The sequence below is a fragment of the Nitratireductor sp. OM-1 genome (genome assembly GCF_003296175.1).
Lineage (GTDB): Bacteria > Pseudomonadota > Alphaproteobacteria > Rhizobiales > Rhizobiaceae > Nitratireductor > Nitratireductor aquimarinus.
The window spans coordinates 3,058,556-3,080,879 of record NZ_CP029208.1; the positions used below are offsets into that span (position 1 = coordinate 3,058,556).

Below are 22,324 nucleotides of genomic sequence, written 5' to 3' on the forward strand. Positions count from 1 at the left end.
ACAAACGGAGAAAGAGATCGAATGAGCTATCTCGTGGCCTATGTCGCAACAGCGCTTGTGTTCTTCGGGCTAGATTACATCTGGCTGTCACGCGTCGCCACGGGGTTTTACCGCGAGCGCATGGGACATCTCTTGCTGGACCAGCCCAATCTCGTCGCTGCCGGACTGTTCTATTGCGTCTATGTGGCGGGCATCGTCTATTTCGCCGTCGCGCCATCGCTGAACAATGGCAGCGCGGCCAGCGCGCTTTTCGCCGGCGCCATTCTGGGGCTCATCGCTTATGGCACCTATGACATGACGAACCTTGCGACCGTGAAGAACTGGTCGATTGCGGTGACCTTCGTCGACATTGCCTGGGGCACGGTTCTGACCGGCGTTTCGGCCTGGGCAGGCTATCTGGCGACCGCACGCATCATCGGTTCTGCTGGCTGATTTACCGGCTGATTGATATGCATAAGTTCCATAATCTATCTTATGCGACCTTTGCGTATGGCAGGGTGAGTTCTATCTTGAAGTGCCGCCTGCGGATGGTTCGGACACCACAAACCTGCCATTCCCACCATGCCGCGATGTCGCGTCAGTAGCGATACGATTGCGAGTGCCGTGCTTTCGGGCTCCGATAAGTCTGGATTCTACGAACCCCGCAACCATGGCGTTTCGCTTACGGCAACCAAAAGGCCCTCAGGACTGAGAAAGCGGGTCACTCTCTGACCCCAGGGCTCCTCCCTGTTGGCGATCAGAAGATGATACCCGCGCGCCAAGAGGCCTTCGGTGGCGACGGCAATGCTCTTCACGTCGAACTCCAGCCATGCCTGCGGCGTTGGCAGATCGGCCGGCCACTCATCCCGACCGAAACAGGACTGCGCGGCCTGTCTGAGTGGCCAAAGCGCGAAATGCCGGCACCCCTCCAATTCGCTATCTTCGGTCAGAAGATAATCCTCATTCTCGCCGTATGGCTTGAGCGGAAGGCCCAGCGTATCGGCATATAGCGCCCGACTGTCTTCAGCTTCTCTGGTGATCGGGCCAAAACCGGCCACGAAAAGGACACCGATTTCAGAAAATCCCTGCTCCACATTCGGCTCAATCATGTATCTGGTTCCCACTGCGCCTTTCGTCCAGATTTCGTCTAACACAGCGTTCGAAGTCACCGTCCGAAAAGTTGCTTGTGCAGCCAGTTGGACACATTCTGTTTCAGCAGCAGCGCACAATGTCGCAGTCCGAGGCAATTACATTTAACTGGCCGGCGGCCTAGGACGTGGCTTTCATCACGTTCTGGAGATTCTCATGAAATTCGTCTCAGCCTTCCTGATCGCGGTCAGTCTTTCCGGGCCGGCGCTCGCCGCCGACGCGGCGCTCAGTGACCTGATCTGGACTGGCAAGAATGCCGAAGCGATCAAGGCCATGCAGAGCGATCCGGCTCTCGTCACGGCGAAGCTGGACGGCTACACGCCGCTGCATCTGGCGAGCATGGTCGGCAATAAAGAACTCGCCAGGTTCCTCATCGACAATGGCGCAGACGTCAATGCGCGTGATTTCGAAGGCTATTCGCCCCTCGTGCGCGCCAAGGCGAACGGCAATGAGGAGATCGCGAAGATGCTGACCGACAAGGGCGCGAAGGAACTGCGCCCCTGATTTGACCCGCCTGGACATGCGCCGGATGAGCGTTTCATCCGGCGCGGTCTCATGGGCCTTAGGGGCAGGCCCTATTAATGGGTCCTGCCCCTAAGGGCGAAGCGCCTGAATGCGCGCCTTGTCGAGCTTCACCGGCAAACCCTTTTCATCGAATGGCTGTTTGAAGGTGAAGGCCACGGGCGTCGGGCCATGCTCGTGCAGATGCGCGTGCCGCCGCACGGCTTCGGCCCAGTCTGGACAGGCTTCTTCGTGATGCCACCACATCGCCAGCGGCGGCCACTGCGGCTTTTCAAACCAATCCCGACCACGCCTGAGCGCCTCGGCGTGAAGCCCGAAATAGGTGAAGGAGAAGAGCGCCTCCATGTCTGTCCATAAGGACAGCGTGGCCGGAGACCATCCATCCCCCCTCTCCTCGTAGAAACGCGGATAGACCTCCTCGCCCCAGGACAAGGGGCCGGGATCCGATGCATAGCCGGAGCGCGCAATCAGCCCCTCGGCCTGATCGACCAGCTCGAATATGGGATCATTCCGCCGGTGAAAGCCATCATTGGCCGGATCATCCGCCGGTTTGGAAAACACACCGAACGTGTAGAGCGCGAGCGGCATTCCTTACGCGTCCGCGAGGGCCGCATCGTAGGCCGCGACGGTGTAACGCGCCTTCTGGCGGACGGTTTCGACGCTGTCGCCGGGCCTGTAGAGCCCTGTGGCGAGACCGAAGGCGCGCACTCCGATGCGGACATAATCCTTTATGGTCGCGTCCGAAACGCCACCCACTGCACAGACGGTCGCATCGGCGGGCAGGATCGCCTTGATGGCGGCGATGCCCGATACGCCCAGCGCGGACGCCGGAAAGAATTTGAGCGCCGTGGCGCCACATTTGTGGGCCAGAAGGGCCTCGGAGGGCGTGAAGACGCCCGGCATCGAGACGAGCCCGCGCTCGACCGTGCGGCGGATCACATCCGCGTCGGTGTTCGGGCTGACGACAAGCTTTGCGCCCATATCGGCAAGCCGGTCGACGTCTTCGACATCAAGCACCGTTCCGGCGCCAATCAGCGCCCTCTTCCCGGCTGCTGCGAGCGCCGCCTCGATGGATCTGAAGGGATCCGGCGAGTTCAGCGGAACCTCGATGGAGGTGATGCCCTCTTCGATCAGCATCTCGGTCATGGGCACGACTTCCGGGGGGCGAATGCCACGCAGGATCGCGACGAGCGCGCGGTTCGTTCCGGGCCAGTTCATGTCTAAAACATCCATCATTTCACATCCCAGATCTGGCGCGCTGAACGGTAAAGCCCGTTGCGCGAAGCGGCTTCCGCATCGATCAGCGTCACGGTAAAGCCGGCGCGCGCAAGCGCTGTCTCATAAAGGGCCGACACGCCGCCGGAGGCAATGAGCGTGACAGCGGAATCCGCACCGTAGAGCGCGCGGGCTGCGGCCACTTCACCGCCGATCAGGAGGCCGGAAAGATGTGCGGCCCCGTCGTCACGGGGCTCATAGCCCAGAAGCTGTGCAGCGCGGACGCCGAAGAGGCCGGACAGGCTTGCATCGGGCTGGGCGATGGCGCGCTCGAGTGCGGCAAGAAACGCCGCGTCATCGCTCTTCACCACACTTTCGGCATCCACCGCATGTTGCAGGATGGCGTGCCGGGTGAGAACGGAAAACAGCTCCCCTGTCATGAAGGTGCTGAAACGGGTGACCGCGCCTGCCTCCACGCGCACCCATTTGCTGTGGGTGCCCGGCATGCAGACGAGAGCGCTGCCAAGCGCCTCGACGGTGCCCAGCAATTGCGTTTCCTCGCCGCGCATGACGTTCGGGGAAGATGCGTCATTGAGCGAAATGCCGGGCAGAATGCGAATGTCGGCAGTGGCGTCTGCGATCCGCGCGGCGTTGAACGGCAGTTCGGAGAGTGCGGTCGGCGCGGGCACGTAGGGCGCTTCCAGCCAGCCCTGACGCGCCCCGGCCATGCCGCAGATCACGACCGGCAGGTCTGCGGGTGCTCCGGCCTTTGCAAGATGGGCGTCAAGAACGGGCTGAAACCCCGCGCCCGAAGCGCAGTGCATCATCCCCTCGCCGCTTCGGCTCTCGACCAGAACGGCGCCTGCTTCATCCAGAAGCCACAGGCGAAAGCTGCTGGTGCCCCAGTCAACGGCAGCGCAAAAAGGCGCGAGAGTTTGTGTCATTACCCCTCCCCGGTACGACGCCGACGAACGGTCGACCGGTTTCTCAATACCGGGCCAGGCGGTTTTGATGAAGAGGGCGCGGCCACAAAATCAGGAAAGGTCAGCGTTCTCCAAGGCTTCGGCTGAACTGGGCGGTGATCGGCGCGATGAAATAGCTGATCAGGCGGCGCTCTCCGGTGATGGCGTCCACACTGGCCGTCATGCCGGGCCGCAGCGCGAGCTGGCCGGACGGAGACTGGAGGAATGCGTCCTCCGGCTTCATGGACACGGCGAACCCCCAGCGCCCGGATGAGCCTGTTTCAATTGAGTCGGTCGCGATATCGGTGATCTCGGCAATTGCGGTTCCGAAACGCTCGGCCGGATAGGCATCGAGACGAACACGCACCTTCTGGCCAACTTCGAGAAAGCCGCTGTCTTCGTTCGAAAAGAGCGCCTCCAGCTCAAGCGCGCTGTCGCTTGGCACGATCCGCAACAGCTCCTGCCCCGCCTGCACGACACCGCCAATGGTGGTGATCTGGAGCTGCTCGACGGTGCCTGATACGGGGGCGGTCAGCGCGGCAGCCGCGATGCGCTCCTTCAGGGCGCGCTGCTTTTGCCGCAGCACGGCAAGACGCAGAGCGATCTCGTCGCGCCGTTTTAAGGCGGCGCTGCTTCTGCTGCTGAATAGGCCTTGCCACTCGGCCTGCAGGACACCGGCCTCTGCCTGTTTCTGCTCCGCCTGGCGTTCGGCGATGATCCTGTCATTTTCCAGACTGTCGAACAGTTTGCGCACATCCAGATAGTTGCTGCGGGACACCGCGCCACGCTTCAAGAGTTTCTCAACCGCCTGCAAACGTTCGTTCTGGATTTCCAGAGCGGCCTCGGTCTGTGCAATTCTTCCCTGAATGACGTCGCTTTCCCGGGTGTTCGCATCGATGCGGGCATCGGCGCGCCTTAGAGTGTCGGCAAAGTCCTTCAGATCGGCGGAGAGAAGGCGTTTCTGTTCCTCCATGCCTGTCTCATCGACTGCATCGATCTTAAAATCTTCGGTCACGTCGGGAGGGAGCGGCAGGCCCCCTTCCCGCATCGCAGCGATACCCGCCAGAAAAGCCGCTAGACGTGCATCTTCGCGTCCAAGTCGTGTCTCCTCTTCGATCAGCGTCATGCACTCGGCGCGTGCCGGCGTTGCATCGAGGCTTATAAGGAGGTCGCCTTTGGCGACTTTTGCTCCATTGCGGACGCGTATTTGTGTGATCGCGCCAGGGTATTCGGGCTGCACCACCTGAACCCGGTCGATCGGGACGATGCGTGCCGTTCCGCGTGCGGTTATCTCGACACGAAGGACGCAGGACGCGACCAGAATGATGAGAAAGACCGTGCTGGTGAAAAGCGCGGTGATGCGCAGCGTCGGCGATGTGCGGTCGAGTTCGTCAGTTGCAGACATCAATGTTTCCCCAAACCGAAATCAATGACGCGATCCGCTCCGGCAAAGACATCCGGACGATGTGTGATCACGATAACGGTCACTTGCTTTCTGAGCAGCATGAGCTCGGAGACCAGCCGGTGCTGCGCTGCCTCATCAAGTGCGCTTGTGGGTTCATCCAGTATCAGGATGGCGGGCTTTTGAAGAATTGCGCGCGCGATGGCCACGCGCTGCTTCTGCCCGCCTGACAGGGCCGAGCCACGCTCCCCGACCTCGGTATCAAGCCCCTGCGCAAGGCGGAACACCAGTTCCCCGGCGGCAGAGATGCGAAGCGCGTCTAGGATTTCGGCATCGCTGGCGTCCGGTGTGCGCAGCAGCAGGTTTTCGCGCAATGTTCCAGAGAAGAGATAGGGCTCCTGAGGCACATAAACGACGCGGGAGCGCAGGCTTTCCGGTTCGAACGCCGCCAGATCCTGACCACCGACGGTTATGATCCCGCTCTGCGGTTCTTCGAGACCGGCGGCGAGACGTCCGAATGTGGACTTGCCTATGCCCGACGGCCCGACCACCAGCGTGCAGGTCCGCGGTTCAAGGGAAAGATCAAGCCCGCTGATGACCGGCGGCTCGTCTGGCCCATAACCGAACGAGACCCCCTGAAAGGCAAGCCGTGGTTCGATGTCATCCGGAAAAACACTCCCGCTGCCGAATTTTTCCTGCTCGCTGTTGAGAATGTCGCCCAGGCGCTGGCGGGAAATTCGAAGGTTCTGCCAGTCCTGCCAGAGCTTCGAAAACCCGGCAATCGGCGCGGCGATCTTCTCTGCGATCAACTGAAACGCGATCAGCTGGCCAAGGGTAAGCTCTCCGGCGAAGACCTGCTGTGCGCCGATATAGATGACACCGATGAAGATGCCCTTTTCGCAAAGGCCGATCAGCTGCCCGCTGACCGCGTTCATCGTGTAGACGCGGCGGGAGGCGTTCAGGGTCTGCGCGAGCGTTTCGCTTAAGCGCGACAGCATGGCCCCTTCGGCCGTCAGGGCTTTTACGGCGGTCATGCCTGAAAGGTTTTCCACCATGCGCGCCTGATGATGTGATCCGGCATCGAACTGGGCGCGCAGGCGCTTTCGCAGAACAGGCCCGAAACACATATAGAGCAGCGCCTGAAGCGGGACCGCAAAGGCCACGACCATGGTGAGCTTGCCCGAGATGGACAGGAGAACCATGAAATAGACGCCGATGAACAGAAGATCGAGCGACGCACCCGTCGTGACCCCGATCAGAAACCCGCGAATTGTGTCGGTCTCGCCGATCCGTGACAGGGTTTCCCCCACCGGCCATCGTCGGAAATGCCGCAGCGGGAGCCGAAAGAGGTGATCGAAGAGCCGGCGTCCAAGTTCCGATGTGAGGCGATTTGCGACCGAGACGCCGAGAAACGCCGCCAGAAGATTGAAGCCGAGCGAAAAGAGGTTGGCGCCGATCAGGACGACGATAACGACAATCAAAGACGCTTCACGCTGAAACGGCAGAATGCGGTCGATCACCACCTGAAAGACAAAGGGCTCCAGCAGACCAATCAGCCGAACGCATATGGCCAGAAAGGTGAGCTCCGCATAGAGCAAGCTGTGCTTGCGCAGCGTGGTGCTGAACCAGGAGAGCGGAACGCCCTGCCCCGGAAGCGAGGTGTTTGGTGTCATATCTGGAAACCATCAGTGGCGCGGTTTGTCTGGCAGACACAGGGCCGCGGAACCCCACGGCCCCATATCGCTACAGCCCTCGCTCCAAGCTGCGGGCTGCAACAACGATTGGCGCAAAGAGCCGGTCAGGCCACTGCGCTGTCGATCACGCCACCGATGAGACCGCCGACAGTGTTGCCGACAACGCCCCCGATCTCAGCGCCCGGAACGGCGCCAATGCAACCGCCAACCAAACCGCCGACAAATGCGCCAATGATGCCACCGGCCAGTTTGCCTTCACCACCGCCTCCGAAGCTGAAAGCGCTGTCCGGGCAATCATCAGCGAAATCAATATCTGTAAACATTGGTAACCTCGTCAAAATGACTTTTACTATTGAGCCGGATATCCGGCAGTTAAACCGGTGGAAAAATCACCGGTATGCTTTCGACGCAAAACGGCGAAAGCATCTCTTGCCGAAGAAGCACAATAACCGCCCCCGGTTTCGGCCAGTTGCTTCGGCGAAACGAATCTATCTGGACGCTTTCCAGCGTTTCACAGACCTGATGGAACCATCCGGGTGGCGGCGAATGCTAGTCGCCTGCCGCCCCGGGAACATATTCGTTTTCAGGTCTTTGACGATTTCCGGAAGCGTCCCGTATGGCGCGATGAAGTCGTTGAAGAACAGGTTTTCACCACACGCCCACTCACCTGCCCTGAGTGCCCGGCCGGTGGAGAGTATCTCGTCCAGCGTGGCGTCATCCAGCAAGGCCCAGCTGATAAAACCGGTCGGGATGCCGCCCGGCGTTAGATAGAAGCGCGCCTGGCTGCACTGAAGCGGCGGCAGGATCTCGACTTCGAAATAGCGCCGGAACGGGAACGGCCGGTGATAGGGTGACCGCGCCAAGAGCTCCAGAACATAGCCAGCGCCCGCATAGACATCGATTGCCGTCATGAGGCCGGCCTCTCGCGATTGGCCAACTGACAGGAACGCTCGACAACGCGACCTACATCAGGGCAGGCTCGGGAAAGCGATTTGAGGAAAAACGGCAGCCGTTCAGTCTGCGGTACGCAGGAATGCGCCGTGATGGTTTTCTCTTCGTCCCGCTCCCATGTGGCGTATCCAATGGGCACATTTTCGCGGTCGAGAGCGATGAAGAGACTGCGGCTCTGCATGCACCCCAAAAGGGTGTCATAGCGCCTGGACAACTCTGCGCCAGCCTGTTCGCGCCCAGAGCCTTCCTGTAGATCAAGCAGCGTCGCAACGCCGATCTGACGATAGAGTTTGACGGTCTCGCCACCATCAAGGGGTAAGGGCGGCAGATCAAAATGTGGCCGCAGCGTCCGCGTGCCCCCGATCAGCAGGGAGGGCGCAGCAGCTCCGCTGCGAAAGAGCGCGATGATCTCCGCGCGCTCCCAGTGACGCCAGATCGCACAGGCAAGAACACGGGCGACCGGGTAGTTCCAGCGATAATCGTAAGCTCCGCTTTTGCGGGCAAGCGCTTTGCGTAATCGCTCGGCATCCGCGCCCATATAGCATTGATTGTCCGCCGCCCAGGCTGCCTCAAGACGGGGCAGCAATGGAGAAGCATTCTGCCGGGCCCAGTCCAGCAGCGCATGCTCGCCAATGAACGCGCAGACCTCACGCGCCAGAGGCGGCATGGCAGAACTTGCCGAAGCGACAATCTGAAGCGCATGAGAGAATTCATGTGCGACCGTCAGAATGTCGGACGCCTGGCCGCGATAGCTGCAACTGACGAACGGCAACTGCCGGCGGCCATGATCATAGGTGAACGCCCTTTCCGGCTTCCCGGCCTTTGGCTCAAGGCATTTGGGCGCACGGTTTCGGACAAATCGAATCAACCGCGCGAGTCGCGGCAGCGCCGCCGCAAGAGACTGCGACGCAAGCGCCCAGGCCTCTTCTGCAGACATCTCTGGAACTTCACCGACGGCGGCTGATTCAGGGGCGAACGCCTGTCGAGAGAATGGTTTGCCGATTAAATTTCTCAGAAGGAAGTTTTCATCAACCTGGTTGGTCGCGAGCCAATCCGAGAACTCTCCATTCAGGTTCATTATCGTATATCTTTGTTACAAACATTAAATAAGTTATTTCAATAAGATCTATTCTTATGGCGATACAAAAATTTGTAAAATACTTATTCCGCCTGGAAATGTGAAATGATGCCATGATTTATAAATGTATACGTCAGGAAATATACAGGTCGCACATGCCCTGCATCGCCGAAATGTGACGCAGGGGTAATGCGTATTCGCACCCGGCTGCTGCAAAAATGTCATAAAATTCGATGAATGATTATGCTTGCGTCGCCACTTTCGTTGCATATATACGGGCCACGCCTGAATGGTCAGGCCTCAGACATCTGCTGGTTGGAGAGGACGCCATGTCGCAAGACGCCCTTTTCCAATTGGGGATGGATTCAGTTGTACTGAACACCGCCCAAAAGGAAGAAAACACCACAGCGCAGCCCGCTCCGGCGGTTTGCGACGACAAAGATCACTTCATCGAGAAGAACGGCGTGCTGTGCGCCGGATCGCACTTTATCGTTGATCTGTTCGAGGCCGAGCGTCTCGACGATCTGCCGTATATCCAGCAAACGCTCGTCGACTGCGTGAATGCAGCTGGCGCGACTTTGCTGCATATCCATCTGCATCCATTCGAACCGAATGGCGGGGTGAGCGGCGTTGCCGTTCTGGCGGAAAGCCACATCTCCATCCATTCGTGGCCGGAGCGGAATTACGCGGCTCTGGATATCTTCATGTGCGGCGACGCGGAGCCGGAACGTTGCATCGATGTGCTGCAGCGCGCCTTCTCGCCGGGTCGCATTGACGTGCAGGAACTGTTGCGGGGGCGAAGCGCGTGAGCGAACGCAAAACGATCGCCGAGACCCTGCACAACGGCGTCAGCATCGTTTTTGATGTCGATGATGTCCTGTACCAGGATGGTACGGGACATCATCAGCTGGCGCTGATCCGCAACGGCATCTTCGGCAAGGTCCTGATGCTCGACGGGGCGGTGCAGGTCACCAGCCGCGACGAGTTCATGTATCACGAGATGCTCGCGCATGTGCCGATTGCGGCGCATGACAACCCTGCCGATGTGCTGATCATCGGTGGCGGCGATTGCGGCCTTGCCGAGGAAGTGCTGAAGCACAAGCGTGTCGGCGCCCTCACCCAGGTCGAGATCGACGCTTCGGTTCTGGAATTCTCGAAAGAGCATTTCGCGGACTTCAATGCGTCCGTCTTCGACGATCCCCGCTTCAGGGTGGAGATTGCCGACGGCGCCGCATTTGCGGCCGAAACCGATCAGCGCTTCGACGTCATTCTCGTGGATTCCACGGATCCGTCCGGTCCGGGCGCGGTTCTTTTCACGACCGAGTTCTACCGGAATCTGAAGCGCATTCTGCGCCCTGGCGGCATCGTCGTCAGCCAGAACGGCGTGCCGTTCCTGCAGCCCGAAGAGTTCCAGACCGCCATGCGCGGCCTGCGTTCCGTGTTCGAGATCGCAAGCTGCTATCTCGTCGCGGTGCCGACCTATTTCGGCGGACACATGACGCTCGGCTGGTCGACCGACAATGCCGAGACGCTGACGGTGAGCGAAGAAACGCTCGCGCAGCGCATGGCCGGTATCGACACACGGTACTACACGCCTCTACATCACAGGGCTTCTTTCGCCCTGCCGCGTTTCATCGAAACGCTGCTTGAGGAAGCAACGAAATAAGCGCCGGGCAGGCCCCGCCTGCCCGCGCCTTCCTTAAGACATTTCCCGGCGCATTTTCTCCTGAAAAGAACGGAATTCTCGAAGCGAGTTCCATGTCGATCTGCTGCGCCTTGCGGTAGGCCGGCCGCTGCTCGATCCTTGCGACATATTCCTTGAAGACGGAGCGTTCCGGCAAGGCGTTCATGATGTTCATCGTGTAGCCGATGCCGGTTCCAAGCTGAACGTCGGCGGCGGTGAAACGGTCTCCGGCAGCGTATGGCTTCTCGCCAAGTTGGCGCTCCAGAAACGCCACCATGTCGTCAAAGGTCCCGAAGGGATAGTCACGGCTCTCATAGGCCAGCCCGTGAACGCGCGCGCAGACGACCGGATCAAACACCGCGTCGTGATAGACGAGAGACCGCAGATAGGCGGCGCGCGCCGGGTCATCGATGGCGGGTGCGAGCCCTGCCTCGGGAAACATGTCGGCGAGATAAAGCGTGATTGCCGCGCGCTCGGTCACGATATGACCGTCGTGAACGATGGCCGGCACTTTCTTGCTCGGCTGGATCGCACGATAGCTTTCAGGCACGCCGCCCTGTGCATGCATGTCGACCAGTTCGAGATCATAGGGTGCCTGCAACTCTTCCAGAAGCCACAACACGCTTGAGGAACGGGACCACGGCGCGTGGTAGAATTTAAGCATGGATTTGCCTTCCCTTCTTGCTCGCAGCCGTTCTGGCACAGTGCTCCTGACAGGGCTGTGGCAGGAGCATTCGCGGGTAAGCGGTTAGACGCAAAAAAGGCGGCCCGAGAGCCGCCTTTTCCGAATGCAGAAGACTGCGAGGATGCCGATCAGTTCGGCAGCTGGTCGTCCACGCCCTTCACATAGAAGTTGATGCTGAGAACGTCACCATCGGGTGCGACCTCACCCTCTTCGAGCCACAGCGTGCCATCCTGCTTGTAGACGGGACCGGTGAAGGGATTGAAGCCCTCATCCCTGATCTTCGCTTCAACGGCTTCGGCGGCCGCCTTCACATCGTCGGGCATGTTCGTGTAGGGCGCCATCACGACGTGGCCGTCCTTCATGCCGCCCCAGACGTCCTGCTGCTCCCAGGAACCGTCCATGACCGCCTGAACGCGCTCGATGTAGTACGGGCCCCAGTCATCGACGATGGAGGTGAGCTGCGTGTCGGGCGCGAACTTGATCATGTCAGATGCCTGACCGAAGCCCTTGATGCCGCGTTCACCGGCGACCTGAAGCGGCGCGGTGGAATCGGTGTGCTGGGTGATGACATCGACGCCCTGATCGAGCAGCGCCTTGGCGGCGTCGGCTTCCTTGCCGGCGTCGAACCAGGTGTTGGCCCACACGATCTTGACCTTGAAGTCGGGATTGACGGACTGCGCGCCGAGCATGAAGGCGTTGATACCCATCACGACTTCCGGGATCGGGAAGGACGCGATGTAGCCGGCTTCACCCTTCTCCGAGATATGGGCGGCAATCACGCCCTGCACATAACGCCCCTCATGGAAGCGCGAATTGTAGGTGGCGACATTCGGATGGTCGCGCTTGAAGCCCGTCGCATGCTCGAACTTGATGTCCGGGAACTTGGCGGCGACTTTCTGGACCGGGTCCATGAAGCCGAAGGAGGTTGCGAAGATGATGTCGCAGCCCGAACGTGCGAAACGCTCAATCGCGCGCTCGGCGTCAGCGCCTTCCGGAACGCTCTCCAGATAGGCGGTCTCGACCTTGTCGCCGAAATGCTCCTCGACATCCAGCAGACCCTGATGGTGCTGGTAGGAATAGCCGAAATCGCCGATCGGGCCGACATAGATCCAGCAGGCCTTGGTCTTGTCCTGCGCTGCGGCAGGGGCCGCCGTGAAGGCAAGGGCCGCGGTGCTGGCGGCGAGTGCCATAACGAGTTTCTTCATTGTTGACGTCCTCTCTGTTGACTGAGTTCGGATATTACCGGGCCGGAACAAAGGGCCGACCGAGGCAGGCGGGTGTGTTCACCATGGTCAGCCGTCTGTTGCGGGAGATTAGAACAAGAACCACGATGGTCGCCACATAGGGCAGCGCCGACAGCAGCTGCGACGGCACGGACACGCCGATCACCTGCGCGTGAAGCTGGCCGATGGAGACCGCGCCGAAGAGATATGCCCCGGCGAGCACGCGCCAGGGCCGCCACGAGGCGAACACGACGAGCGCCAGCGCGATCCAGCCGCGACCGGCGGTCATGTTCTCGATCCATTGCGGCGTGTAGACGAGCGACAGATAAGCGCCCGCCAGCCCCGCACACGCACCGCCGAACATGACGGCGGCATAGCGCACCGCAATCACGCGAATGCCCAGCGCATGGGCGGAATCGTGATTGTCGCCCACCGAGCGCAGCGTCAGCCCGGCGCGCGTGCTGAACAGGAAATAACTGACGCCCATGACCAGCAGGATCGAGATGTAGAACAGCGGCGCCTGCGCAAACAGGAAGCGGCCGACAAGGGGAATGTCCGACAGAACGGGAATGACCCAGGGCGACATTTTTACGCCCGGCAGGCCGATGAAGGCTTCGCCGATCATGCCGGAAACGCCGAGCCCCAGAAGCGTGAGCGCAAGTCCCGTCGCAACCTGATTGGTGACCAGCGTCAGCGTCAGGAAGCCGAACAGAAGGGCAAAGGCCGCACCGACGAGGATGGCCGCGAACACGCCGAGCCATGGCGAGCCGGTGGTGATCGCCACGCCAAACCCGGTCACGGCGCCCATCACCATCATGCCTTCAACGCCGAGATTGAGAACGCCGGAGCGCTCCACGACCAGCTCGCCGATTGCAGCAATCAGAAGAGGCGTGGCGGCCGTTGCGATCGTGATCAGAACGGATTCAAACATGTTCGGCGGCCTCCCGGGCCTGCGGCGCGCGTCCGACCAGGCGGATGCGGTAGTGAATCAGCGTGTCGCAGCCGAGAACGAAGAACAGAAGCATGCCCTGAAAGGCGCGGGCGGCCTTGTCCGAAAGACCGAGTGAAATCTGCGCTGCCTCGCCACCGAGATAGGAGAGCGCCAGAACGAACCCGGCAGCCACGATGCCCAGTGGGTTCAACCGGCCAAGAAACGCCACGATGATCGCGGTGAAGCCGTAGCCGGGAGAAATGGACGGCTGCAACTGACCGATTGCGCCCGCAACCTCGGAAATGCCTGCAAGCCCCGCCAGAGCGCCGGAGATCAGGAAGGCGACCATAACCATGCGCGATGCGCTGAAACCGGCAAACCGCCCTGCCCGCGGGCTCTGGCCCAGAACGCGAATTTCAAAACCCTTGCGGGTCTTGCCGAGAACGAACCACAGGACGAGGGCTGCAATGATGGCGAACACGATGCCCCAGTTTGCGCGGCCTGCCGCCGGCATCAGCTCCGGAAGGATGGCGAAGGAATGGAAATCGCGCGTTTCGGGGAAATTCATGCCGCCCGGATCACGCCACGGACCGCGCACGATCCAGTCGAGGAAAAGCTCGGCCACATAGACCAGCATGAGGCTGGTGAGGATCTCATTGGTGTTGAAACGCGCTTTCAGGAATGCCGGAACGGCGGCATAGGCCGCGCCACCCGCCATGCCCATGATCAGCATCAGGGGCAGGACGAGCCAGTTCTGGAAATCAGGAAAGACCACCGGAAGGATGCTGCCGGCGATTGCGCCAGCGATGAACTGGCCTTCTGCGCCGATGTTCCAGTTGTTGGACAGGAAACAGACGGACAGACCGACCGCGATCAGGATCAGCGGCGCCGCCTTGATCGCCAGCTCGTGCAGCGACCAGGTCTCGCGCAGCGGATCGATGAAATAATAGTAGAGCGCGTCGAGCGGGTTCTTGCCCAGAACCGAGAACATGATCGCACCGGCAATCATGGTCAGAACCAGAGCGATCAGCGGCGAAATCGCGCTGAACAGAACCGAATGCTGCGGCCGTTTGATGAGTTCAAGCCGCATCATGCCGTCTCCGCTTCTTCAGGCAGTTCGGAGCGTTCCGGCGTCGCGCCGCCCATCAGAAGACCGATCTTCTCGAATGTTGCTTCCGCGATGGGCATGGGAGCCGAGAGGCGACCGTCATGCATCACGGCGACGGAATCACACATTTCAAACAACTCATCCAGATCCTGGCTGATGACGAGAACGGCAGAGCCCGAACGCGCCAGATCGATCAGCGCCTGGCGGATGCGCGCGGCAGCGCCGGCGTCAACGCCCCAGGTCGGCTGGTTCACGACCATCACCGCCGGTTGCCGGTCCAGCTCGCGGCCGATGATGAACTTTTGCAGATTGCCGCCCGAGAGCGCGGAGGCTTCCGGGTCCTCTCCGCTCTTGCGCACATCCATCACCTTGACGATGCGGGCGGCAGCCTTGGCCAGCGCACCCATGCGCACGGTGCCGAAAACGCCCATGAGCGCCTTTGCATCCGTCACGTGACGCGACAGGAACAGGTTTTCGGAAAGCCGCATCTGGGGGGCTGCGCCATGGCCAAGGCGCTCTTCGGGCACAAAGGCTGCGCCAAGAAGGCGGCGACCGGAGATGCCGAGCCGGCCGGCATCTTTGTCACGAATGCGGATCGTGGCGGCGTTCTGCTGCAGGGCTTCACCGGAAAGAGCCTCGAAAAGCTCGCCTTGACCGTTGCCGGCAACGCCCGCAATACCCATGACTTCGCCGGAGCGCACCAAAAGATCAATCTTGCGTAGCGGGACGGCAAACGGGTTGGCGGACGGGCGGCTGAGCTCCCGGACCTCCAGCAGCGCCTGACCGCCAGCGTCGACGCTGCCAGTGCGCTTTACCGTGTCCACCTCGTCGCCCACCATCATGCGGGCCAGCGATGCCGCCGTCTCCTGACGGGGATCGCAATGCGCGACCACCTTGCCGTGCCGCAGAACCGTTGCTCGGTCGCACAGCCGCTTCACTTCCTCAAGGCGGTGCGAAATGTAGAGGATCGACTTGCCCTCATCGCGCAGCGTCTCAAGCGTTTCGAACAGCTTGTCGGCTTCCTGCGGAGTCAGAACGGAAGTCGGTTCGTCGAGAATGATCAGGTCCGGCTTCTGCAGGAGGCAGCGAATGATCTCGATGCGCTGGCGCTCGCCGACCGAAAGATCGCCCACATGTGCGAAAGGATCGAGCGGCAGGCCATAGGCCTTTGAGAGTTCCCGCGCCCGCTCGGCCACCTGAAGGATCGGCGTCTTCTCATCCAGCGAGAGCATGATGTTCTCGGCGGCGGTCAGCGCCTCAAACAGCGAGAAGTGCTGGAACACCATGCCGATGCCGAGATGGCGCGCAGCGCCGGGCGAATGGATCGCGACCGGCTGACCTTTCCAGTGGATTTCACCGGCAGCCGGCTCCAATGCGCCGAACAGCATCTTCACCAGCGTCGATTTGCCGGCGCCGTTTTCGCCAAGAAGCGCGTGAATTTCGCCCTTGCCGATCGACAGATCGATCGCGTCACAGGCTTTCAGAGCGCCAAATATCTTTGTCAGGCCGCGAACATCGAGGAGTCCGCCACCTTCGCCTTCGTGTAGTTGATCCACGCCGGCTCCCATTTCGGTCATTTTGTTTTTGTTCCCAGCTCGATCATAGGCAGACGGATTTGCCCCGTATTAGTGCCGCTTTACTTGAAAGAGATTCAAATGGGAACGCACAATTACTCTTTACGCCCTTTGCCAAGATTCGGCCAAGCCTGCATGACCCCTCCAATGACAAAGAGGTAAATGCCGGTCACCGCAATGCCGATGCGGATGAGCTGATCAGCCTCCAGAGACTGGATGAGCGCGATTATGCCGAAGGCGCACCAGGCGAAGAAAATCGCCAGATTGAGCGTTCTCAGGCGCTGCACGCGCACCGGATGCAGGAAGAAGACGGGCAGGAATGTCGTGAAGGCCGAAATGAGCACGACACCAAAAGCGATCATCTCGCCCGGCTGTACGACAAAGAGCGTGAACACCACCATGTTCCAGACGACGGGGAACCCCTTGAAGAAATTTTCCCGCGTCTTCATGCCCGTGTCGGCGTAGTAGATCGCGCTGGTGATCACGATGATGGCGGCCGACAGGAAGGAAAGCCCCTCGCCCATGAACCCGCTCTGATACAGGGCGAAAGCGGGGATGAGCACATAGGTGACGTAGTCGATGATGTTGTCGAGCATGTCGCCCGACCAGGTGGGCAGCACCTGCTTCACATCGAGCTTGCGCGCGATGGGGCCGTCGATGCCATCCACAAAAAGCGCAAAGCCCAGCCACCAGAACATCGCCGCCCAGCGCTCCTCGCTTGCAGCCACAAGCGATAGGAATGCGAGAAACGATCCCGATGCCGTCAAGAGATGCACGGAAAACGCCTTGGCCTGTGGGGCCGTAACTTTCTTTTTGGTCATGATAGTCGCCTAAGGGCCACGCCAGTCGAGCGGACAGATCTCCGCCGAGCGGCCGGCAAAATTCCAGTTGCGCCCGAAAGCGCGCATACGGCTCTTGTCGGATTTCGCGACGATAATCTCCGGCGCGATCCAGTACTGCGAATTGGTGATGACAGTGTCGCCATCCCTGTCTCCGCCGGGAATGGGCGTCACGGCCCCGTCGATGATCTTCGGTATCTGGAAGATACGCGTCTTGCCTTCAACCTCATAGGTCACCGGCACGCGCTGAATACCCAGAAAATCGCCAACGAGAATGGAAAGCAGACCGGTTGTGCCGCCGGCCTTGCCGGAAAAGATCTTGCCGATGGCCTTTTCCGCATAGATCGAGGCGCGTTCGTCCAGAAACAGGCCGACGGTCCAGTTGCCGCGGCTCATATAGCCGGGAATTTCCATCACCAGACCGAGATTGAGGCCCGAGAGGTCGGTCTCGCCATAGTGGCCCTCATCGATGCGGAAGCCCGCCCAGGTCTGGCAATAGCCTTCAGTGGGCGGATGATTGCCGAGTGAAAGCACGCAGGGACAGAACACGGTGCAATTGCATGACAGCACCAGCTCGCCTTTCAGCGCCCAGTCTTTCTTTCCCATGACTTGCGACCCCTCTTCCAGACCGCCGCACCCCCGGCCGGACGCGCAAAGGACGATCTAAACCATTGGCAGAAAATCGGAATATCCTAAAAACCAACCCCTTCTGTTCGGATATTGCGATGCTCTAGATCGAGATTACTAGAAGCGCGAGCGCCCACACAAGCAGCGTCACGCCCGAAATGCGTGTGAAAAGCCGACTATGACCAGATTTCTCCACGATGGTGAAAACGCCGAGAAGCGCCATCCAGAACACATTCATCATGCCAATGGCGAACATGACCAGCATGAGCGCCCAGCAGCATCCGAAACACCAAAGGCCCTGCTGCAATCCCAGCCGGTAGATGGCGCGCGGTCGCGTGCTCCAGCGCCCGAAAAGGGTGGTGAAGGGATTGCGGCATTTGACGAGACAGGCCTCCTTCAGGGCGGAGAACTGATAAAGGCCCGCAATGGCAAGAACGGCAGCGCCAGCCAGTCCCGTCCATGGGGACATGACACCGCCTTGGCTCATGAACCGTTCTGCAACGAGCGCCAGCCCGGCAAAGCCGAGAGACGCGATCAGCCAGACGGTCAGATAGCCCGCGACCAGAACCAGCGGATGGACAACCCGCTCCCCCTTCTGAGCGGCGGTGTCGGCGATTTCGCAATAGGTGCGAATCAACGGGGATGCCGATGGCAGCATCATCGCCAGAGCCATCAGAAACCACATGAAGGCGAGAAGGGCGAAAACGGCAGGTCCGCTCCCCGCCCCGACAGGCGCTAGACACAGGGAAAGCAGCGTTCGCAGCGGTGCAGGCAGGGGCATGTCGGGCAGAGCCTCAAGCAGCACGCCGCCCGGACCGAGCGCACGCGGCTCCACCGCCGCAATCCCAGCGCCCATCAGCGCCAGAACGCCCCATGAGAGGAGGACGGCCAGAAAGAGCGACAGGACGGAAAGCGGAAAAGCCGCCAGCGCCAGGCGATGAACGGCGCGCGCGCCGCCTTCAAGCCTCGTCAGATCATCATTCGACTGGTCCACGCCCTGCCCCCGTCACATTGCCTGGGTGCTTTCGCCGCGTTGAACCTTGCGTCGAACAACCCCATCATGACAAAGACATGCCGATGTCCTGTCGATGATTGTCGAAGCATAGATGGATGAGCAGCCGTGGGCGATAGTGACCGTAAAATTCTCGTTGCAGGAACCGGACCGGCCGGCCTGATTGCAGCGCTCGCGCTGGCGCATCATGGCCATGCGGTGACGCTGGTGGGACCAGTGCCGAAGGGCAGCGACCGCCGCACCGTGGCGCTGATGCGCCCGTCGCTCGACATCATCGAACCGCTGGGCTTTCTGGAAAAGCTCCTGCCCGAGACCGCGCCGCTCAAGGCCATGCGCCTCGTGGATGCAACGGGACGGCTGGTGCGCAGTCCGACCGTGACATTCCACGCCGGCGAGATCGGCGAAGAGTATTTTGGGCTCAACATTCCCAATGCGCGCCTGACCGAAGAGCTTGCCAAGGCCGCACAGGCCTCGCCGCTTATCGACTGGCATGAGAACCTCGTCACGGACTGGGAGTGCGCGCCCGATCATGTGACCGCGACGCTCGACAATGGCGAACGCGTTTCGGCGCAGCTGGCCATCGCTGCCGATGGCCGCAGATCGCCGGCCCGTGAAGCGGCTGGCATTTCGGCCAAGACCAGCCCGCTGCCGCAGGCGGCTCTCGTTTTGAATTTTTCGCACACGCGCGAACACGGTTTCGTTTCCACCGAATTTCACACGCAGAACGGCCCGTGCACGCAGGTGCCGCTGCCGGGCATGCGTTCAAGCCTCGTCTGGGTGCAGCGCCCGGAAGACGCCGAGCGCCGCCATGCGCTGAGCGATGAAGACCTCTCGCGTGAGGTGGAGGAGCAGCTTTCCTCGCTCGTCGGCGGCGTGACGGTGGAGCCCGGCCGACAGGTCTATCCGCTGAGCACGCTGATGCCATCGCGCTTCGGTCAGAACCGCGTGGCGCTGATCGGCGAAGCGGCGCATGTCTTCCCGCCAATCTCGGCGCAGGGGCTCAATCTGGGCATTCGCGACGTGGAAGACCTTGTCGCAACGGCGAACGCCTTCCGCGACGATCCGGGCGCTCCTGCCGCCATGACGCGCTACGACGCTTCGCGCCGGCCGGATGTTCTGGCGCGCAGCAACTCGGTGAACCTGCTCAACATGTCGCTTCTGTCCGGTCTTCTGCCGGCACAGATCGCGCGCAGCGCGGGCCTCAGCGTCATCAGCAGCATTCCGCCACTGCGCGCGCTTTTCATGCGCGAGGGCATGCGTCCGGGCAGCGGTTTCTCCGCGCTTTTTCCTTTTGGGGGAAAAGGTCCTGTCAGGGAAAAAGATCCGGCGGCAGAAGCCCGTTCGTGATGGCGTAAAGCAGCGCCGTCACCGTTCCGACCGAGAGCAGCGTCGTGATCAGAATGCTGGCCGACGCACGCTCCATCCAGACTCCGTATTGCTGGCTGATCACGAACACATTGGTGGCCGTGGGCAGCGAGGCCAGCAGAACGGCGGAGAACACCCAGCTCTCCTCGTAATTTCCGATCCAGCTCAGCATCACGTAACAGATGACGGGGTGCAGAATGAGCTTGAGGAAGGCGATGACGCCCACCTCATGCGGAACGCGCCGTAGCGGCCGCATGGCAAGGCTGACACCCATCGCAAAGAGCGCGCAGGGTGCGGCAGCCGAGGCGAGATAGGCCAGAAGGCGTTCGATCGGAAGCGGCGGGGTGAACTGCACCGCAGCCGCCGCAACGCCCACTGCGGTCGCGATGATGAAGGGATGCAGCGCGATCTTGCGCAGAACCTCCAGCGCAAGACGGCCAGGCGATTGCCTGTCGCCGCCCGAAATCGCCATCATCATGGGCGCGACGGCGAAATGGATCATGTTCTCGAAGCAGAAGATGAGCGCCACGGGGACCGCCGCCTTCTCGCCAAAGGCAAGGAGCGCCAGGCCCGGCCCCATATAGCCGATATTGCCATAGGCGGCGGCGAGCCCCTTGATCGTGCTTTCGGCAACCGAACTGCGGCTGATGAGCATCGAGCCGACGAACATGATGGCGAAGACGATATAGGTCGAGGCGACGGCCCCGAAAATATAGCCCCACTCGGTGAGCTTCTCGATCGGGGTCTTGGCCAGCAGCTGAAAGAAGAGAGCGGGAAGCGCCACATAGATGACGAACGTGTTCATCCAGCCGAGCGCATCGGCAGGGTGCGGCTTCAGCCGGGCGACCGCATAGCCGATGAAGATCAGCCCGAAAAACGGCAGCACAAGTCCCGCGACACCCGACATAGCCCATCCCCGTGGAGCCCGCCATTCGATCCGCCGGACCCGCGGAAGCAGCTCGACTGCGTTACGCCCGACATCGCGGCTAGCGCGCAGGCCCCCTGCCCGTCAAGGTCGCGGGATTGAATTGTGGCGACGGCTGCGCCAAATAGGGGGCAGAGGTATAATTATGCAAAACATTGGAACTGCAAAATTTCGCATAGGCCAGGTTGTCCGCCATCGGGTGTTCGACTTCCGTGGCGTGATTTTCGATGTCGATCCCGAATTCAACAACACGGAAGCCTGGTATCAGGCGATCCCCGAAGACGTGCGGCCGCGCAAGGACCAGCCCTTTTACCATCTGCTCGCCGAGAACGAGGAGACGGAATATGTCGCCTATGTTTCGGAACAGAACCTGATGCCGGACGAGACCGGCGTGCCCGTGCGGCACCCGCAACTGGCGGAGTTCTTCGTCGAGACCGGCGACGGCCACTACGAACCGCGCGAGCGCCTGCACCACTGACGCCAGCGCAGAACCACACGCATACAAAAACAGGGCCTCGCGGGCCCTGTTTTCATTTGAACTCTGTGTGAGCGCTATTCGGCCTTCTTGGCCTTTTCCTGCGCTTCGCGGAGCTTCTCGGTGAACTCTTCGTTGTTCTTGTTCACGAAGTCCTGAAGCTTCTTCTGGCGGTCCTCAATGTCGGACTGCGGCATCGGATCACCGTCATAGGCAGCGGTGAAGCCCGAAAGCGACATCTTGATCGGGTTCGGCTGGTTCTGGAAGTTCACCGAGGTGAGCGTCAGTTCCGAACCGCGCTTGAAGGAGCCAACCAGCTGATCGGTCAGCGGAGCTTCGGCGATGCAGCGGTCCGGCAGGCAGATCGCGTAATCGATCTTCTGCGTCTGGCCGCCATCGATCTGCAGGCCGATGCCGGGAGGCACCATGCGGCCGGTCGGCACGGTGATCTGGAAGACCTTGCGGTTCACCTTGCCCTTGACCTCGATGAGGCTGACGCCGGTGATCATCTGGCCGGTCTCGGCAACGAGAACGTTCTGCACATTGCAGATGTCGACGTCTTCCTGCTTCGTGCAGGCCTTGAACCAGCCCTGCGGCGCTTGCTGCTGCGCGGCGGCGACACCAACTCCGCTGGCAGCCACACAAGCGGCGCCGGCAAGGGCGAACAGGGTGCGGGTAGCTTTCGCGTTCAGGCTTTTCATATGGCTCAGTTCCTCTAAATGCACAGCGCCAGAAATTTGTTCATGTGTCACCTGTTTGTAAAATGCGGCGACAGCATGACTCTTGTGCGCGTGTTACACTGCCGTGAAACGCGAATCCAGCCCAACGGACCATTTCGCTGGACTTTGTCGACCTGTGCGGCAAACATCACACGATCACGCGTCTTTGTCCGGCAACGCCCCCGGTGGCCGCATTCGCCACATT

25 protein-coding genes are annotated in these 22,324 nt (G+C 60.9%); 6 read left to right on the top strand and 19 right to left on the bottom strand.

Annotated elements, in window-relative coordinates; all coding sequences use genetic code 11:
* The first annotated feature begins 21 nt into the window (after positions 1–21).
* Positions 22–432 carry a DUF2177 family protein gene (locus DEJ54_RS14615; protein WP_113155219.1) on the top strand — a complete coding sequence of 137 codons (411 nt, stop codon included), beginning with the start codon at positions 22–24 and terminating at the stop codon, positions 430–432.
* 200 nt (positions 433–632) lie between these two features.
* On the opposite strand, the gene DEJ54_RS14620 is transcribed toward DEJ54_RS14615, so the two are convergent.
* A complete protein-coding gene (locus DEJ54_RS14620) occupies positions 633–1,088 on the bottom strand; it encodes a hypothetical protein (RefSeq protein WP_204360812.1) in 456 nt (151 codons plus the stop codon).
* 196 nt (positions 1,089–1,284) lie between these two features.
* Here DEJ54_RS14620 and DEJ54_RS14625 point away from each other — a divergent pair, with 196 nt between their 5' ends.
* A complete protein-coding gene (locus DEJ54_RS14625) occupies positions 1,285–1,632 on the top strand; it encodes an ankyrin repeat domain-containing protein (protein ID WP_204360813.1) in 348 nt (115 codons plus the stop codon).
* A gap of 90 nt (positions 1,633–1,722) precedes the next feature.
* Here DEJ54_RS14625 and DEJ54_RS14630 read toward each other — a convergent pair whose 3' ends face one another.
* From DEJ54_RS14630 to DEJ54_RS14665, 8 genes are all read right to left on the bottom strand, one after another.
* The gene (locus DEJ54_RS14630; RefSeq protein WP_113155221.1) at positions 1,723–2,238 is read right to left on the bottom strand and encodes a DUF3291 domain-containing protein; all 516 of its coding nucleotides are present in this window, start codon (positions 2,236–2,238) and stop codon (positions 1,723–1,725) included.
* Positions 2,239–2,241: 3 nt separating this feature from the next.
* Positions 2,242–2,868: a 2-dehydro-3-deoxy-6-phosphogalactonate aldolase gene (locus DEJ54_RS14635; protein ID WP_162742311.1), complete on the bottom strand. Its 627-nt coding sequence runs from the start codon at positions 2,866–2,868 to the stop codon at positions 2,242–2,244.
* Between the two features lie 14 nt (positions 2,869–2,882).
* Positions 2,883–3,809: a 2-dehydro-3-deoxygalactonokinase gene (locus DEJ54_RS14640; RefSeq protein ID WP_113155223.1), complete on the bottom strand. Its 927-nt coding sequence runs from the start codon at positions 3,807–3,809 to the stop codon at positions 2,883–2,885.
* 100 nt (positions 3,810–3,909) lie between these two features.
* Positions 3,910–5,232 (bottom strand): HlyD family type I secretion periplasmic adaptor subunit, encoded by a 1,323-nt coding sequence (locus DEJ54_RS14645; RefSeq protein WP_113155224.1) that lies wholly within the window; start codon positions 5,230–5,232, stop codon positions 3,910–3,912.
* Positions 5,232–6,902: a peptidase domain-containing ABC transporter gene (locus DEJ54_RS14650; RefSeq protein WP_113155225.1), complete on the bottom strand. Its 1,671-nt coding sequence runs from the start codon at positions 6,900–6,902 to the stop codon at positions 5,232–5,234. Before DEJ54_RS14650 ends, DEJ54_RS14645 begins: the two co-directional genes overlap by 1 nt.
* A gap of 125 nt (positions 6,903–7,027) precedes the next feature.
* Positions 7,028–7,246 carry a hypothetical protein gene (locus DEJ54_RS14655; protein ID WP_113155226.1) on the bottom strand — a complete coding sequence of 73 codons (219 nt, stop codon included), beginning with the start codon at positions 7,244–7,246 and terminating at the stop codon, positions 7,028–7,030.
* 165 nt (positions 7,247–7,411) lie between these two features.
* Complete coding sequence (locus tag DEJ54_RS14660; RefSeq protein WP_113155227.1) at positions 7,412–7,834, bottom strand: toxin-activating lysine-acyltransferase; 423 nt, start codon at positions 7,832–7,834, stop codon at positions 7,412–7,414.
* Entirely contained in the window at positions 7,831–8,811 is a 981-nt protein-coding gene (locus tag DEJ54_RS14665) for a hypothetical protein (protein WP_162742312.1), read from the bottom strand. Before DEJ54_RS14665 ends, DEJ54_RS14660 begins: the two co-directional genes overlap by 4 nt.
* 470 nt (positions 8,812–9,281) lie before the next feature.
* Here DEJ54_RS14665 and speD point away from each other — a divergent pair, with 470 nt between their 5' ends.
* Entirely contained in the window at positions 9,282–9,761 is a 480-nt protein-coding gene (speD, locus tag DEJ54_RS14670) for an adenosylmethionine decarboxylase (protein ID WP_113155229.1), read from the top strand.
* Positions 9,758–10,618 carry a polyamine aminopropyltransferase gene (speE, locus tag DEJ54_RS14675; protein WP_113155230.1) on the top strand — a complete coding sequence of 287 codons (861 nt, stop codon included), beginning with the start codon at positions 9,758–9,760 and terminating at the stop codon, positions 10,616–10,618. Before speD ends, speE begins: the two co-directional genes overlap by 4 nt.
* Here speE and DEJ54_RS14680 read toward each other — a convergent pair.
* From DEJ54_RS14680 to DEJ54_RS14715, 8 genes are all read right to left on the bottom strand, one after another.
* A complete protein-coding gene (locus tag DEJ54_RS14680) occupies positions 10,584–11,300 on the bottom strand; it encodes a glutathione S-transferase family protein (RefSeq protein WP_113155231.1) in 717 nt (238 codons plus the stop codon). The genes speE and DEJ54_RS14680 overlap by 35 nt on opposite strands.
* Positions 11,301–11,449: 149 nt before the next feature.
* Positions 11,450–12,526, bottom strand: a complete 1,077-nt coding sequence (locus tag DEJ54_RS14685; protein ID WP_113155232.1) for a BMP family ABC transporter substrate-binding protein — start codon at positions 12,524–12,526, stop codon at positions 11,450–11,452.
* A 34-nt stretch (positions 12,527–12,560) separates the two neighbouring features.
* Positions 12,561–13,475, bottom strand: coding sequence for an ABC transporter permease (locus DEJ54_RS14690; protein ID WP_113155233.1), 915 nt, complete (start codon positions 13,473–13,475; stop codon positions 12,561–12,563).
* Complete coding sequence (locus DEJ54_RS14695) at positions 13,468–14,565, bottom strand: ABC transporter permease (RefSeq protein ID WP_113156303.1); 1,098 nt, start codon at positions 14,563–14,565, stop codon at positions 13,468–13,470. The genes DEJ54_RS14690 and DEJ54_RS14695 overlap by 8 nt, the downstream gene beginning before the upstream one ends.
* A complete protein-coding gene (locus tag DEJ54_RS14700) occupies positions 14,565–16,151 on the bottom strand; it encodes an ABC transporter ATP-binding protein (RefSeq protein ID WP_371685979.1) in 1,587 nt (528 codons plus the stop codon). The genes DEJ54_RS14695 and DEJ54_RS14700 overlap by 1 nt, the downstream gene beginning before the upstream one ends.
* Positions 16,152–16,252: 101 nt before the next feature.
* Positions 16,253–16,978: a phosphatidylcholine synthase gene (gene pcsA, locus DEJ54_RS14705; RefSeq protein WP_113155235.1), complete on the bottom strand. Its 726-nt coding sequence runs from the start codon at positions 16,976–16,978 to the stop codon at positions 16,253–16,255.
* A 9-nt stretch (positions 16,979–16,987) separates the two neighbouring features.
* The gene (locus tag DEJ54_RS14710; protein ID WP_113155236.1) at positions 16,988–17,602 is read right to left on the bottom strand and encodes a DUF1326 domain-containing protein; all 615 of its coding nucleotides are present in this window, start codon (positions 17,600–17,602) and stop codon (positions 16,988–16,990) included.
* A gap of 124 nt (positions 17,603–17,726) precedes the next feature.
* Positions 17,727–18,617: a DUF2182 domain-containing protein gene (locus tag DEJ54_RS14715; protein WP_113155237.1), complete on the bottom strand. Its 891-nt coding sequence runs from the start codon at positions 18,615–18,617 to the stop codon at positions 17,727–17,729.
* A 126-nt stretch (positions 18,618–18,743) separates the two neighbouring features.
* Here DEJ54_RS14715 and DEJ54_RS14720 point away from each other — a divergent pair, with 126 nt between their 5' ends.
* The gene (locus DEJ54_RS14720) at positions 18,744–19,982 is read left to right on the top strand and encodes a UbiH/UbiF family hydroxylase (protein ID WP_113155238.1); all 1,239 of its coding nucleotides are present in this window, start codon (positions 18,744–18,746) and stop codon (positions 19,980–19,982) included.
* On the opposite strand, the gene DEJ54_RS14725 is transcribed toward DEJ54_RS14720, so the two are convergent.
* Complete coding sequence (locus DEJ54_RS14725) at positions 19,945–20,907, bottom strand: AEC family transporter (RefSeq protein ID WP_113155239.1); 963 nt, start codon at positions 20,905–20,907, stop codon at positions 19,945–19,947. The genes DEJ54_RS14720 and DEJ54_RS14725 overlap by 38 nt on opposite strands.
* A gap of 163 nt (positions 20,908–21,070) precedes the next feature.
* Between DEJ54_RS14725 and hspQ the strand changes: the two genes are divergently transcribed.
* Positions 21,071–21,403: a heat shock protein HspQ gene (hspQ, locus tag DEJ54_RS14730; RefSeq protein WP_204360814.1), complete on the top strand. Its 333-nt coding sequence runs from the start codon at positions 21,071–21,073 to the stop codon at positions 21,401–21,403.
* 74 nt (positions 21,404–21,477) lie between these two features.
* On the opposite strand, the gene DEJ54_RS14735 is transcribed toward hspQ, so the two are convergent.
* Entirely contained in the window at positions 21,478–22,101 is a 624-nt protein-coding gene (locus DEJ54_RS14735; protein WP_113155240.1) for an invasion associated locus B family protein, read from the bottom strand.
* Positions 22,102–22,324: the final 223 nt, after the last annotated feature.

Excerpts from the sequence above, each read along its gene's own strand:
- DEJ54_RS14615 (WP_113155219.1), top strand. The coding sequence starts at position 22 with ATGAGCTATCTCGTGGCCTATGTCGCAACAGCGCTTGTGTTCTTCGGG.
- DEJ54_RS14620 (WP_204360812.1), bottom strand. The coding sequence starts at position 1,088 with ATGATTGAGCCGAATGTGGAGCAGGGATTTTCTGAAATCGGTGTCCTT.
- DEJ54_RS14625 (WP_204360813.1), top strand. The coding sequence starts at position 1,285 with ATGAAATTCGTCTCAGCCTTCCTGATCGCGGTCAGTCTTTCCGGGCCG.
- DEJ54_RS14630 (WP_113155221.1), bottom strand. The coding sequence starts at position 2,238 with ATGCCGCTCGCGCTCTACACGTTCGGTGTGTTTTCCAAACCGGCGGAT.
- DEJ54_RS14635 (WP_162742311.1), bottom strand. The coding sequence starts at position 2,868 with ATGAACTGGCCCGGAACGAACCGCGCGCTCGTCGCGATCCTGCGTGGC.
- DEJ54_RS14640 (WP_113155223.1), bottom strand. The coding sequence starts at position 3,809 with ATGACACAAACTCTCGCGCCTTTTTGCGCTGCCGTTGACTGGGGCACC.
- DEJ54_RS14645 (WP_113155224.1), bottom strand. The coding sequence starts at position 5,232 with ATGTCTGCAACTGACGAACTCGACCGCACATCGCCGACGCTGCGCATC.
- DEJ54_RS14650 (WP_113155225.1), bottom strand. The coding sequence starts at position 6,902 with ATGACACCAAACACCTCGCTTCCGGGGCAGGGCGTTCCGCTCTCCTGG.
- DEJ54_RS14655 (WP_113155226.1), bottom strand. The coding sequence starts at position 7,246 with ATGTTTACAGATATTGATTTCGCTGATGATTGCCCGGACAGCGCTTTC.
- DEJ54_RS14660 (WP_113155227.1), bottom strand. The coding sequence starts at position 7,834 with ATGACGGCAATCGATGTCTATGCGGGCGCTGGCTATGTTCTGGAGCTC.
- DEJ54_RS14665 (WP_162742312.1), bottom strand. The coding sequence starts at position 8,811 with ATGTCTGCAGAAGAGGCCTGGGCGCTTGCGTCGCAGTCTCTTGCGGCG.
- speD (WP_113155229.1), top strand. The coding sequence starts at position 9,282 with ATGTCGCAAGACGCCCTTTTCCAATTGGGGATGGATTCAGTTGTACTG.
- DEJ54_RS14680 (WP_113155231.1), bottom strand. The coding sequence starts at position 11,300 with ATGCTTAAATTCTACCACGCGCCGTGGTCCCGTTCCTCAAGCGTGTTG.
- DEJ54_RS14685 (WP_113155232.1), bottom strand. The coding sequence starts at position 12,526 with ATGAAGAAACTCGTTATGGCACTCGCCGCCAGCACCGCGGCCCTTGCC.
- DEJ54_RS14690 (WP_113155233.1), bottom strand. The coding sequence starts at position 13,475 with ATGTTTGAATCCGTTCTGATCACGATCGCAACGGCCGCCACGCCTCTT.
- DEJ54_RS14695 (WP_113156303.1), bottom strand. The coding sequence starts at position 14,565 with ATGCGGCTTGAACTCATCAAACGGCCGCAGCATTCGGTTCTGTTCAGC.
- DEJ54_RS14700 (WP_371685979.1), bottom strand. The coding sequence starts at position 16,151 with ATGGGAGCCGGCGTGGATCAACTACACGAAGGCGAAGGTGGCGGACTC.
- pcsA (WP_113155235.1), bottom strand. The coding sequence starts at position 16,978 with ATGACCAAAAAGAAAGTTACGGCCCCACAGGCCAAGGCGTTTTCCGTG.
- DEJ54_RS14710 (WP_113155236.1), bottom strand. The coding sequence starts at position 17,602 with ATGGGAAAGAAAGACTGGGCGCTGAAAGGCGAGCTGGTGCTGTCATGC.
- DEJ54_RS14725 (WP_113155239.1), bottom strand. The coding sequence starts at position 20,907 with ATGTCGGGTGTCGCGGGACTTGTGCTGCCGTTTTTCGGGCTGATCTTC.
- hspQ (WP_204360814.1), top strand. The coding sequence starts at position 21,071 with ATGCAAAACATTGGAACTGCAAAATTTCGCATAGGCCAGGTTGTCCGC.
- DEJ54_RS14735 (WP_113155240.1), bottom strand. The coding sequence starts at position 22,101 with ATGAAAAGCCTGAACGCGAAAGCTACCCGCACCCTGTTCGCCCTTGCC.